The organism is Salinicoccus halitifaciens, from assembly GCF_021026095.1.
GTDB classification, from domain to species: domain Bacteria; phylum Bacillota; class Bacilli; order Staphylococcales; family Salinicoccaceae; genus Lacicoccus; species Lacicoccus halitifaciens.
Genome location: NZ_JAJNCU010000001.1, coordinates 285257 through 298617, shown reverse-complemented (window position 1 = coordinate 298617; position 13361 = coordinate 285257). Strand labels below are relative to the sequence as shown.

General features: G+C 50.6%; 12 protein-coding genes. All 12 read right to left on the bottom strand.

Translation table 11 applies throughout. From position 1 onward, the window contains the following. Positions 1-2: 2 nt before the first annotated feature. Positions 3-1247: an EF-P 5-aminopentanol modification-associated protein YfmF gene (gene yfmF / locus LPW40_RS01430; protein WP_230820461.1), complete on the bottom strand. Its 1245-nt coding sequence runs from the start codon at positions 1245-1247 to the stop codon at positions 3-5. A 10-nt stretch (positions 1248-1257) separates the two neighbouring features. Continuing rightward, entirely contained in the window at positions 1258-3774 is a 2517-nt protein-coding gene (locus LPW40_RS01425) for an FtsK/SpoIIIE family DNA translocase (RefSeq protein WP_230820460.1), read from the bottom strand. Positions 3775-3831: 57 nt separating this feature from the next. Continuing rightward, on the bottom strand, positions 3832-5529 hold the full coding sequence (locus tag LPW40_RS01420) for a ribonuclease J (RefSeq protein WP_413775979.1): 1698 nt from the start codon (positions 5527-5529) through the stop codon (positions 3832-3834). Continuing rightward, entirely contained in the window at positions 5526-5783 is a 258-nt protein-coding gene (locus LPW40_RS01415; RefSeq protein ID WP_230820458.1) for a hypothetical protein, read from the bottom strand. The genes LPW40_RS01420 and LPW40_RS01415 overlap by 4 nt, the downstream gene beginning before the upstream one ends. Next, the gene (gene pnp, locus LPW40_RS01410) at positions 5780-7900 is read right to left on the bottom strand and encodes a polyribonucleotide nucleotidyltransferase (RefSeq protein ID WP_230820457.1); all 2121 of its coding nucleotides are present in this window, start codon (positions 7898-7900) and stop codon (positions 5780-5782) included. Before pnp ends, LPW40_RS01415 begins: the two co-directional genes overlap by 4 nt. Before the next feature lie 106 nt (positions 7901-8006). Further along, positions 8007-8276, bottom strand: a complete 270-nt coding sequence (gene rpsO, locus LPW40_RS01405) for a 30S ribosomal protein S15 (RefSeq protein WP_097038363.1) — start codon at positions 8274-8276, stop codon at positions 8007-8009. Positions 8277-8373: 97 nt separating this feature from the next. Then, complete coding sequence (locus LPW40_RS01400; RefSeq protein ID WP_230820456.1) at positions 8374-9318, bottom strand: bifunctional riboflavin kinase/FAD synthetase; 945 nt, start codon at positions 9316-9318, stop codon at positions 8374-8376. Between the two features lie 16 nt (positions 9319-9334). After that, on the bottom strand, positions 9335-10252 hold the full coding sequence (truB, locus tag LPW40_RS01395) for a tRNA pseudouridine(55) synthase TruB (protein ID WP_230820455.1): 918 nt from the start codon (positions 10250-10252) through the stop codon (positions 9335-9337). A 51-nt stretch (positions 10253-10303) separates the two neighbouring features. Continuing rightward, the gene (rbfA, locus tag LPW40_RS01390) at positions 10304-10639 is read right to left on the bottom strand and encodes a 30S ribosome-binding factor RbfA (protein WP_097038356.1); all 336 of its coding nucleotides are present in this window, start codon (positions 10637-10639) and stop codon (positions 10304-10306) included. A 4-nt stretch (positions 10640-10643) separates the two neighbouring features. Beyond that, a complete protein-coding gene (gene infB, locus LPW40_RS01385) occupies positions 10644-12746 on the bottom strand; it encodes a translation initiation factor IF-2 (RefSeq protein WP_230820454.1) in 2103 nt (700 codons plus the stop codon). Between the two features lie 4 nt (positions 12747-12750). Next, the gene (locus LPW40_RS01380; protein ID WP_230820453.1) at positions 12751-13059 is read right to left on the bottom strand and encodes a L7Ae/L30e/S12e/Gadd45 family ribosomal protein; all 309 of its coding nucleotides are present in this window, start codon (positions 13057-13059) and stop codon (positions 12751-12753) included. After that, complete coding sequence (gene rnpM, locus LPW40_RS01375) at positions 13056-13340, bottom strand: RNase P modulator RnpM (protein ID WP_230820452.1); 285 nt, start codon at positions 13338-13340, stop codon at positions 13056-13058. Before rnpM ends, LPW40_RS01380 begins: the two co-directional genes overlap by 4 nt. Positions 13341-13361: the final 21 nt, after the last annotated feature.

Genomic DNA, 13361 nt, shown 5'->3' with positions numbered 1-13361 from the left:
AGTCACTTCCCTGTCAATGTATATACTGTATCCGCATGGATCCGGTTCGCAACTTCCACGATCATTTCCCGGTCGACGGCATCCATCGAGCGCTTCCAGTCTTCATCTGTCGTGCCGTTCAAAAGCTGATTATAGACGAGTGCAATCAGACCCTTCGGTTTGTCGACGGCTTCCTTCCTGTTCACTTTCATGAGATGTTTGGTCTCCTCCACGAACTCATCGGTGAAGTCGCCCGCTTTTATCCGCCCCAGTTCATGCATGACGGCACTTTCAGCCTTCGCCGTCTGATCGGGTGAGACACCCGCCAGCACGAACAGGAAGCCGTTCTTGATATCCGCCTGTGAATGGATCTGATAGGCGAGGCTTTCCTTTTCACGGATGTTCTTGAATAAATAGCTCGTTGCACTCCCGCCGAACATCTGATTGATGACATTCAGCGCCATGCGTTCTCTGGCGTTCCCGACATCCGCCCTGAACCCGATGTTGAGCTTCGCCTGCTCGACGCTCTCGCTGTCGGTGACTGTCTTGAAGTCGGGCTTCTTGAAATCATATCCCCTGTAGGGGAGCTTCACTGTTTCATCACGGCCGAGGATCCCCTGGAGGTCCGCCTCCCCCACTTCGTCGAGGTGGCCCGAGATCAGTATGACGGCTTCATCGTGCGCCATCATTTTCCGGTGCTCCTCCTTGATGTCATCGAGTGTGATGTCATCGATATCTTCAAGGACGCCATGGGATAAATATTTGTATGCTTCATCTTCAAACATGATATTGAGCAGGTTTTCGAAGCTCTTCTGGGCTTTGTTGTCCCTCAGACCTTTCAGCCTGCTCTTATACAGCCGCTTTTCCCTTGCGAAGAACTGCCGGTCCGCTTCGCCGTACTCCGCCGGTGTCGCGAGCACATCCTTCAGTACTGAAGTCATCTCACCGAGAAGATCCAGATTTTCTTTTACGAACCTCGAGTTGATGAACTCCAAGTTGAAGGACACCAGGTGATCCCGTCCTTTTTTCGTGGCATTCGAGGTCAGGTGCGCCCCGTAAAGGTGTGCGAGGTGATTCAAAAATTCGCTTTCAGTCGTGAACTTCCCGGTCTTCTTCACCATCATCCGGCTCAGCAGGTACCTCACAGATACCCTTTCCCGTGTCAATTCACTTCTGAACTGCACCTTTAAATTCATCGTCTTGAACTTCCCGGTGTCTATGAAGACGACCGGTATGTTGTTTATAGTTTCTGTTTTAACGTTATACATGGACTACTCCTCACTCGTCATTTTTAACCAATACGTTGCGCGGCTTGCTGCCGCTTGCCGGTCCTATGACCCCGTTCGCTTCCAGATCGTCGATCAGCCTCGCTGCACGGTTGTAGCCGACACGGAACTGCCTTTGCAGGAGAGAGGCGCTTGCCCGCTGCTCTTCGATGACGAACCACTTGGCATCCGGATATAATTCATCCTCGGATTCCACTTCTTCTTTTGCGGGCGTTTTATTCATGATGGACTTCTCGTAATTCGCCTTCATCTGGGATGTTATGAACTCGACGACATCCTGCACCTCATTGTCCGACAGGAACGCACCCTGGACCCTGAGCGGCTTGGAGCGGCCCGAGGGCAGGAAGAGCATGTCCCCGCGGCCCAGCAGCTTTTCAGCACCCTGTGTATCGATGATCGTCCGCGAGTCCGTGTTTGAGCTGACGCTGAATGCGATACGTGACGGGATGTTCGCCTTGATGATCCCCGTGATGACATCGACGGACGGCCTCTGTGTTGCGATGATCAGATGGATCCCCGCAGCACGCGCCATCTGTGCAATCCTCGTGATGCTTGCTTCCACATCTTTGGAGGCGACCATCATCAAGTCCGCAAGCTCATCGATGATGACCACGATATAAGGTAGTTTCTGAACCTTTTCGGGATTCTCGCTCTCCCTTTCCAGATACTGGTTGTAAGCTTCGATGTTCCTTGTATGGGAATGGGAGAACAGGTCATAGCGGCGCTCCATTTCGGATACGATCCTGTTCAATGCATCGCTCGCCTTCTGCGGGTTGGTCACAACCGGACTCAGCAGGTGCGGGATGCCGTTATATACATTCAGTTCGACCATCTTCGGGTCGATCATCATCAGTTTGACTTCATGCGGCTTCGCGTTCATCAGAAGGCTGACGATGATGCCGTTGATGCAGACCGATTTACCGCTCCCTGTCGCACCTGCGACGAGGAGGTGGGGCATCTTATTGAGTTCTGCAAGTATCGGCGCACCGGATATGTCTTTTCCAAGCGCCACTTCAAGCGGGTTGGACGATGTCTTCCGCTTCAGCACTTCCCTCAGTGTGACCATGCTGATCACGGAATTCGGCACTTCGATGCCGACTGCGGATTTCCCGGGTATCGGTGCTTCAATACGGATATCCTTTGCGGCAAGGGAGAGTGCGATGTCATTTTGAAGGTTGATGATCTTGCTGACCTTCACCCCGATGTCCGGCTGAACTTCAAACTGGGTGACGGCGGGACCGATCCTGATTTTTGAGACTTTCGCATTGACGCCGAAGTTCTTCAGCGTCTCTTCGAGGATCTTGCCCTGTTTGAGCACTTCCTTGTTGCTGACTTTCTCCGACACTTCCGCATCATCAAGAAGCGACAGTGACGGCAGCTGGTATTCGATGAGCTTCTTCAGCTCCTCGTCTTCAAACTCATCAATTTCGCCTTCCCCTTCCCCGGCTTCCGGGGCCACCGTATCGGTGAAGTCTTCACTTTCATATTCGATCTGCTGTGGTTCCGCTTCTGCTTCCGCAATCTCAAGCGCCTCATCCCTCACACCGGAAACAGTTTCTGCAGGCTCATCCTCCATACCAGAAGCGATATCCGGCTGAAGTTCCTCTGCTTCCTCCCGGATTTCAGATTCCGCCTTCTGCTGTTCGGCCACTTTCATGCTGCTTTCACGCTCGAAACTGTGCATATCCTCGATGATCGATTCATCGGCCGAAAAAGCTTCCAGTGTCTTCGGCGCGTTTTGGACGGAAGTGTCGTCCAAAGCCGTGCCTGCAGGCGCTTCCACTGCACTGTGATCTTTATTTTTCCGGGTCTTTTTACGGGGTTTCTCCGCCGGCGCCGTTTCGACCTTCTTATTGTCGAACAGTGCCTGAACAGCATCCTTTGCCGCATTGAACAGCCTGATGGACAGCCGCGCAGCGGCGAGTGCCGCCATACGCAGGCCTTCGACCAGTTTGTTCGTATGCGCGGTCAGTGAATCCGCGATGTTTTTATTGGTGATGAGGAGGATGCTGAAGTAAATGAAGATAAGACTTAAAAACAGCGTTCCGATCAATGAAATCCCCGTCGATGAAAATGCGAACAGCAGCTGCCCGAGCACGCCGCCGCCAAAGAACTCCGAACTTGCGGATGCACGGATTTCCGTGAATATCTCATTGAAGCTGTAGTAGTTTTCGGTCCGCGGCTGATTCGTCAAATACAGGACGGAATGCAGCAGGAACAGGAGACCGAACTGGAACAATAAATAGCCGCCCATACGCCTGGTGAACGGCACTTTCTGTTCCCTCATCATATAGACACCCGCGAGAACTGCCACCAGATATGTAAAGTAACGGCTTGCACCTAAAACGTAAGCCATAACGGCATCCAAAAAAGCACCAACCACTCCCAGCCTTAACAGTGCAATCAATATTATCACGATGAATGCAAAAGTCATCAGTGAATAATACGTTTTGTTATTTTGTTTTTTGCCCTTTTTACGGGTTGAACTTTTTTTACGTTTTGAAGTCATAAAAACTCCTCTTTCGATTGATAATGAGACTGTCATTACTGACAGTCTCATTAGGATTTATATTTCAGAAATGATCGGAATGATCATCGGGCGCCGTTTTGTACTGTCATATAAGTACTTTCCGAGATCATCTCTGATACTTTGTTTGATGGTGCTCCAGTCGAGCTTCTTTTCATCCAGCGCATCATTGACGATGTCAGTGATGCGGCTCTCCGCTTCCTTCAGCAGATCTTCACTCTTCTTTACATACACGAAGCCGCGGGACTGCAGCTCCGGTCCTGCAATGATCTTCCTCGCAGCCGGATCGATCGTGACGACCGCAATGAAGATGCCGTCTTCGCTCAAGAGGCGGCGGTCCCTCAGGACGATGTTCCCGACATCGCCGACACCGCTGCCGTCGATCAATGTATTGCCCGCAGTCACTTTATCCGCACTGATCATCTCTTTGCCGTCGAATGAGGCGACATCCCCTTTTTCAAGGAGGAAGATGTTCTCAGGCGCCACGCCGGTTTCAGCTGCAAGTTTGGCATGTGCAATCTGCATCTTGAACTCACCCTGCACCGGAATGAAATACTTGGGCTTCATCACATTCAGCATCATCTTCAGTTCCTCGCTCAGGCCGTGGCCGGAAGCGTGGATGTTCTGTGACGGTGTGACGACGTTCGCACCCGACTTGACCAGGTCGTTCAACGTACTGTAGAGGATGACCTCCATATTGGATGAAGGCGTCGTCAGGATGAACACTGTATCGCTTTCGATGATGTTCGTCACATCATGCGTGCCCCTCGACATCTGCCCGAGTGCCTCGATCGGCTCACCCTGCGAGCCGGTGGCGATGATCACGATCTCATTTTTAGGATAATCCTTGATTTCATGGCTCGGTACGAGCAGGCCTTCCGGTATATCGAAATATCCGAGGTTTCTTGCCGTCTTGAATGAGCTTTCAAGCGTCCTTCCCAAAAACGAGACTTTACGCCGCGTCTTCGCCGCATTGGTCAGCACCTGCTGGATCCGGACGAAGTTGGAGGCGTAACAGGAGACGATGATCCGTCCCTCCGCCTTATGGAAACCGTCAAGGATCTGCTCTTCGACGAGGTTTTCCGCTGTGTTGTAGCCTGGCTTTTCAGCCTCCGTCGAATCACTGATGAGGGCGAGCACCCCGTCTTCACCTGCGATCTCATACATCTTCGCCATGTTGTAGCGGTAATCGCCGCTGAGGCTCTGATCGAATTTGAATTCCCCCGTATAGACGATGGAACCGTATTTCGTTTCAAGGCTGACACCGTAGGCATCGGGTATGCTGTGGCTGACTTCGAAGAAGACCATCTCCGCATTTTTGAACTTCATTTTCGACTTGCTGTTGATCGTGTAGAATTTGATTTTTTTATTGACGCCTTTTTCTTTCAGGCGCTCCTTCACCAGTGCCAAAGTCAATTTCGATCCGTATATCGGTACATTCAGCTCTCCGATGATGTACGGTATCGCACCGATCGCATCTTCATGGCCGTGGCTTAAGAAGATGCCTTTCAGTTTGTTCTTATTCTCTTTTATATATGAAATGTCCGGGATGACGATATCGACACCCAGCATTTCATCTTCCGGAAACATCAGTCCTGCATCAAGAATGAACATTTCATCATCCACCTCGACGACGTACATGTTCTTGGCGATTTCGCCGACGCCGCCGAGCGGGATGATCTTGACGTTTCCTGTCTCTTTGTTTTCTGACTTCAAATCTTTACCTCCTAAAATCATTTGAACGTCGCATGATAATGCTTGCCGTCAATCGTAATGTGTGTGAGCGACACTTCTTTAGTGTCGTATCTTGTTTCTTCTATATTCTTTATCACCAGATGACCGATGTTTTTGTCTGCGGAATGCAGTTCCTTCAAATAAGTGCCGAGGTCCAGGTCTTCGAAGATCAGCTTGACTTCATTTGCTTCCTTGATCCTCATCTGGCCGCGGGCTTCGAACTCCCTGTCATCCAGTATGATTTTATCGAAAATCATTTCTTGTCCTCCTGCTTTTTGTCTTCGAGCAGTGCCTTCCTTGAAGCGTTCACGCGGCCCTGGTTGTCGATGTTGGTCACTTTGACGAGGAATTTATCCCCGATTGTGGTGACATCTTCAACATTTTTGACATGTTTCGTATCCAGGTTCGATATATGCACAAGTGCATCCTTGCCCGGGAAGATCTGGACGAATGCACCGAATTTCTCAATGCGCTTGACTTCCCCCATATACACTTCCCCGACTTCTGCGACACGCGTGAGGTCTTCGATGATCTCCCTTGCACGCTTGATCATCTCCGGATCGCTGTGGCCGATGAAGACTGTGCCGTCCTGCTCTATATCGAGCTTAGCACCCGTCTCGTCGATGATCTCGTTGATTTTCTTGCCGCCCGGCCCGATGACGTCACGGATCTTGTCCGGATTGATTTTCATGACTTCCACTTTAGGTGCATAGCGGGACAGTGTCTCCCTCGGTTCGCTGATTGCATCAGTCAGATTCTCAAGAATCGCTAGCCTGCCGGTCCTTGCCTGTTCGAGCGCCTCTTTCAGGATGCCCTCATCGAGGCCGTCGATCTTGATGTCCATCTGGATCGCCGTGATCCCTTTTTCGGTGCCCGCCACCTTGAAGTCCATATCGCCAAGTGCATCTTCCATGCCCTGGATGTCCGACAGGATCGTGTAGTTTTCATCCTTCTTCACCAGACCCATGGCGATGCCGGCCACCGGCGCCTTGATCGGCACACCCGCATCCATCAGGGCGAGTGTCGAACCGCATATGGAAGCCTGTGATGATGAGCCGTTCGACTCCAGCACTTCCGATACCACCCGTATCGTGTACGGAAACTCTTCCGCGTCCGGGATGACCTGCAGCAGCGCACGTTCGCCGAGTGCACCGTGGCCGATTTCACGGCGTCCCGGGCCTCTGATCGGTCCGGTCTCACCTACGGAGAAATGAGGGAAGTTGTATTGGTGCATATAGCGTTTCTGATCTTCTGCACCGAGTCCGTCGATGATCTGGTACTCACCGAGCCCGCCGAGCGTACATACGGAGAGCGCCTGCGTCTGTCCGCGTGTGAACAGACCCGAGCCGTGGGCACGCGGCAGGAGCCCGACTTGTGAATCAAGCGGTCTGATTTCATCCGGCTTTCTGCCGTCCGGGCGCACTTTCTCTTCTGTAATCAGCCTGCGCACTTCTGCCTTGAGCAGTTCATCGATGATGGCACCCGCTTCTTTCACCGTCGCCTCATAATCTTCATCCGCTTCGTCAAAGGTGTCGAGGATGCTGTTTTTGGCATTGGTGATGCCTTCTTCACGTGTCTGCTTATCCACTTCCTGGATCGCATCATAGAGTCCGTGCGTGCGCACTTTCTCCTCCACGTCTTTCCTCAGGTCGAGGTCTTCCTCCTGACTGTCCACACCATGCTTTTCAGGGCTGATGTCGGCGATGACCTCTTCCTGGAATTCGACGAGCTTCCTGATCTCTTCATGACCGAACAGGATGCCTTCAAGCATGACATCCTCCGTCACTTCCTTTGCACTCGACTCGACCATGTTGACGGCGTCTTTTGTGCCTGCAACCTGGAGATCAAGCTCCGACTTTTCCATTTCCTCTTCCGAAGGGTTGATGATGAAATCACCATCGATCAGGCCGACTGTGACGCCGGCGATCGGTCCCTGGAACGGGATGTCGCTTACGCCGAGGGCAAGTGATGATCCAAGCATTGCAGCCATCTGCGGTGATGCATCCGGATCGACGGAAAACACCATGGAGATGACCTGTACATCCCTTTTGTAGCCATCCGGGAATAAAGGTCTGATGGGACGGTCGATCAGGCGGCTTGTCAATGTCGCCTCCTCACTCGGGCGTCCTTCACGCTTGTTGAACCCGCCCGGGATTTTTCCGACGGAGTACAATTTCTCCTCATAAGCCACCGTCAAAGGGAAAAATCCGATATCTTTAGGCTCTTTTGAAGCCGTTGCCGTGGATAATACGACAGTGTCGCCGTATCTGACGAGTACAGAGCCGTTCGCCTGCCTTGCCATCTCCCCGTATTCAATGATCAAATCATGTTTACCCATTGTCGTTTTGTAGATCTTTTTTTGAGATTCTGTCATCTTTAATCTTCTCTCCTTAGTGTGACTGCTTAATAATAATCATATCACTTTTACTTTGAAATATATATAAAAAAAGGCATATCCCGATGGGATATGCCATAGGTGATTAACGGCGCAAGCCAAGCTTGGCAATTAAGTCACGATATCTTTGAACATCTTTTCCACGAAGGTAGGTGAGCAGGTGTTTACGTCTGCCGACCATTTTCAAAAGACCTCTTCTTGAGTGGTGATCTTTTTTGTGTGTCTTCAAGTGTTCGTTCAATGAGTTGATTTCCTCAGTCAGTACAGCAATCTGCACTTCCGGTGAACCTGTGTCTGTCTCATGGACACGGTATTCCTGAATCAGTTCATTTTTGCGTTCTTGTGTTATAGCCATAAAGAAACGCCTCCTTTTATAATTGATACACCTTTATCCGAGCAGCAGTTGGAGTGTCTTGCAGCCAAGATAAGGTACTCTGGTAAGTATACATACTTCAGTCGATATCTTCAAGTAATTTCTTTGCATTTTCCCGGTCGATCTCCATCTGCTCCACCAGCGGACCGATGCCTTCGTATTTGACCTCGGGGCGGAGATAGTGGTGGAAGTAGATTGTGACGCTTTCACCGTAGATGGTTTCATTGAAATCGAACAGATGCACTTCTATGATGGGTTTGACGATGTCGTCATGAAATGTCGGCTTGACGCCGATGTTGCCGACACCCTTATGGATTTTACCCGTCGAGTGCACTTTCAGCGTGACGGAATACACTCCATTTTTCGGCAGGAAATATTTATAGCTCGCCTCGATATTTGCTGTCGGGAAGCCGATGGTGCGCCCCCTCTTTTCACCCTGCACCACCACGCCGGTGATCGTATAGGTGCGCCCGAGCTCGATATTGGCCTGTTCCAGGTCCCCTTCTGCGAGCTTATGCTGGATGCTCGTCGTCGATACCTTTTCATCGGTCAGTGCGTATTTCCCGACGGTGGTCATATTGAATTCATCATATTTGTTCAGGGTTGTGGTGTTGCCCTGCCCTTTCCTCCCGTATGTGTAGTCGAAGCCGGAAACGAGCTCCTTGACTTTTGCACCGATGATGTACTTTTGGACGAACTCGTCCGGCTCCAGTTTTGCAAGGTTGCTTGAGAAGTTGACGACGAATACATAGTCCACCCCCATCTCTTCAAGCATATCCAGTTTGATTTCGAGCGGTGTCAGGTAGGTGGTGCGCTGATGTTTCGGGTTGAGCACGACGGATGGATGGGGATCGAAAGTCATGACCGCCTTCTTCAACTGTTTCTCCTCCGCAATCTTCATCATTTTCTTGATGACATTCAGATGTCCGCGGTGCAGGCCGTCAAAAAAACCGATCGCCGTCGCATTCTCCTGGATGCCGTTCATATCAATAGGATCTGTAGCATTCAGCCGTATAATCTCCATATAAATCGCCTCTTAATCATAGTCTGTTGAACATTCTGTATGGTTTCAATTCATTCTCTTTGGAAGGGTGCTGATGATACATTCCGATCGGCACACCTTCATCCAAAAATACGATATATTTGTTTTTGTCATTAACCATTTCCATAATATCAGATTTGATCAGCTTCTGCCCATTCTTTACTTTGAAAAGTAATTCTGCGTCACTGATTTCCAGCAGATTTTCAGATTTAACGATTTCCCTGACCGGTTTCAGGCAGGATTTCTTCCCTTCTTCCGGCAATTGTGCAAGTTCATCCAGCGTCACCGTATCTTCGATGCCGAAGCCGCAGGAGCCTGTGCGTACCAGGTCCGACATATGGGCCGGCACGCCGAGTGCGCGGCCTATGTCGACGGCGAGCGTCCGGATATAGGTCCCCTTCGAGCATGTGACATCGATTTTGAAGCTGATCCGGTCGTCGGTCCGGATGATGTCACTTGTACGGATGATGTCTTTGATAAAGACGGTTTTGACGGGACGTTCGACAGGCTGATTCTTCCTTGCATATTCATAGAGCTTCCTGCCGTCCACCTTCACGGAGGAATAGAGCGGCACCTGCTGACGGTAGCTCCCTTTAAAGGATTCGATCGTCCGGTCGATCAATTCATCCTGGATCGGGCCCGGATTGCTTTCTTCAATGATCTTCCCGTGTGCATCTTCGGTCTCGGTCGAGATTCCGAGGGTCACTTCCGCACTGTAGGATTTATCCCGCGTCTGCATGAACTCCGAGAGTTTCGTGCCCTCACCGGCCACGACGGGCAGCACACCTGTCACCTCGGGGTCGAGTGTGCCGGTATGGCCGACTTTTTTCATATGCAGGATCTTCCTCATTTTATAGACGACATCATGGCTCGTCATGCCTTTTTCCTTGAATATCGGAAATACACCATTATACATTTTATCACCTGTAATATGTAAAATGGCAAACCGGACCGGTTTGCCATTGTTTTATTTTTCTTTAATGTCACGCAGTAATGATTCGATCTTGTTGCCGTATTCGATTGAAGTGTCATATTTGAATGACAGTTCCGGTGCTTTCCGCAGGCGGATCTCCCGCGCCACTTCGCTGCGGAGCAGCCCTTTCGCACGGTTGAGCCCGGCTTCAACCTCTTCTTTGTTGTCGTTCAATGAAGTGTAATAAATGGTCGCATTCTCAAGCTCCTTGGTCACTTCGACTTCCGTCACCGTGACCATGCCGATATCCGAATCGGAAACTTTCGTCCTTAAAGCCTCGCTGACGACCTTCTTGATTTCTTCAGCTACTCTTTCATTTCTGTTGGACATATAATCACCTTTCGATCTCCACCATGATATAAGGTTCGATCTGGTCCCCTTCTTTCAGGTCATTGAAGTTTTTGATCGTGATGCCGCACTCGTAACCTGCAGTCACTTCTTTTGCATCATCCTGGAAGCGTTTAAGGGTGTCCAGTTCGCCTTCATAAATGACTATACCCTCTCTGATGACTCTCACACCTGAATCACGTGTGATTTTGCCGTCGGTCACGTAAGAACCGGCAATCGTGCCCACTTTGGACACTTTGAACGTCTGTCTGACTTCGACATTGCCGATGACCTGCTCTTCATACTCTGGGTCGAGCATACCTTTCATGGCCTGCTCGATTTCCTCGATGACCTTGTAGATGATCCGGTGGAGCCTCATGTCGATCTTCTGCTGCTCGGCTGCACGTTTCGCATTGACATCCGGGCGGACGTTGAAGCCGATGATGATCGCATTCGAAGCATTCGCAAGCGTCACGTCGGATTCGTTTATCGCGCCGACACCCGTATGGATGATGCGGACATTGACGCCTTCGACGTCGATTTTCAGAAGGGAGGCACTGAGTGCTTCCACTGAACCCTGTACATCACCTTTGATGATGATGTTGAGGTCTTTCGTCTCCCCTTCTTTCATCTGTTCAAACAGATTATCGAGGCTGACCTTCTGTGTCTGCTCACGTTCGCGTACGATTTTGTCCGTCTGTCTCGACTCCCCGATTGCACGGGCTTTCTTATCATCTTCGAACACGACGAAACGGTCGCCGGCAAGCGGTACGTCATTCAGACCCGTGATTTCCACAGGAGTGGAAGGGCCCGCACTCTTGATGCGCTGGCCGAGGTCATTGACCATTGCCCGCACTTTACCGTATGTGTTGCCCACTACGAGCGAATCCCCGACTTTCAAAGTGCCGTGCTGTACAAGAAGTGATGCAGCAGGACCCCTGGATTTGTCGAGTTCCGCTTCAATCACCGTACCGATGGCAGGGCGGTCGCTCTGTGTCTTCAGCTCTTCGACTTCCCCGACAAGGGTGATCATCTCAAGGAGATCATCGATGCCGTCGCCGCTCAATGCGGAAAGTGGGACGAATATCGTGTCGCCGCCCCAGTCTTCCGGGTACAGGCCGTGTTCACCGAGTTCCGTCATCACACGGTCCGGGTTGGCTGTCGGTTTGTCGATTTTGTTCACCGCGACGATGATCGGCACACCCGCAGCTTTGGCATGGTTGAGCGCTTCGATCGTCTGAGGCATGACGCCGTCATCTGCAGCGACTACGAGGACCGTGATGTCCGTCACCTGCGCACCGCGTGCACGCATTGTAGTGAACGCCGCGTGTCCTGGTGTATCCAGGAACGTGATCTTTTTACCGCCCGATTCGATCTGGTAGGCACCGATATGCTGGGTGATGCCACCGGCCTCGCCGGCCGTCACTTTCGTCTCACGGATCGAGTCGAGGAGTGTCGTCTTGCCGTGGTCGACGTGTCCCATGATGGTGACGACGCTCGGCCTTTCCTCTGTGAGGGATGCTTCATCCAGCTCGAAATAGTTTTCGAGGGCCGCTTCATCCTCCTGCGTCTCTTCTTCGGCCGTGAAGCCGTAGTTGTCTGCGATCAGTTCAACAGTCTCTTTTTCCAGTGACTGGTTGATGTTTGCTGCAACACCCAGCATGAAGAGGTCTTTGATCACGGTTGAGGCGTCGGTTCCGATCTTTTCGGCCAGTTCGCCCACTGTGATGCCTTCTTCATAAGTGAATGTCTTCTCTTCAGCAGACTGGCCGTCATTTGCGGCAACAGGCTTTTGCTCAGCCTGTTTCTGCTGATTTTTATCCGGTTTGCCGGACTTCTGCTTTTTGCCCGGGTTATTTTTCTGGCTGCTGTTCTTTTGTTTGTTGTTCTGGTTGTTCTTCTGCTGATTATTGTTGTTCTGAGGTTTTTTACCCTGCTTGTCATTTTTGCTTGTCTTGCTGAAGTGCTTATCCAGAAGGGTGACTTCATTGCTTTCAAGTGAACGCATATGACTGCTGACTTCCACACCTTCTTTGCGCAGGAATTCCATCACTTCTTTACTTGTCAGATTGTTGTTTTTGGCGTATTCATGGATTCGGATTTTACTCATTGAATCACTTTCCTTTCTCGAGAAGGTCGATGCATTTTTTTGCAAAACCTTTATCTGTGACTGCGAGGACTACACGGTTTTCACTCCCTGTAGCTGCACTCAGTTCATTTTTGTTATATTTGTCGATGACGGGGACATTGTAGTACCGCGCTTTGTCGGAAATCGTCTTTGCAGTGGATCTGCCGGCATCACTGGCCAGGAAGACCACTTTCGCCTGACTGTTCCTGACTGCTTCCAATGTCCGTTCCTCACCATTTACAAGCTTGTTTGCCTTGACGATCAGACCCAGCAGATTCAGTATTTTATCATTCATCGTTTCGGGATGTCCTCCCGGTATATGAGCCTGATGATTTCGTCGTAGATCGGATCCAGCACTTCACCGGACATCCCGAACTTTCTTTCCAGCACTTTCTTTTCTCTTGCTGCTTCCACTTTTTCCAGGTCTTTTACGACATAGCTGCCCCGTCCGTTCTTTTTGCCGGTCGGGTCGACGAAGATTTCGTTCTCCTTGTTGACCACGATACGGAGCAGTTCTTTTTTCGGATACATTTCATTTGTCAGAATGCATTTTCTGAGTGGAACTTTTCTTGCCATGTTATCACCCGCTGAAATTAA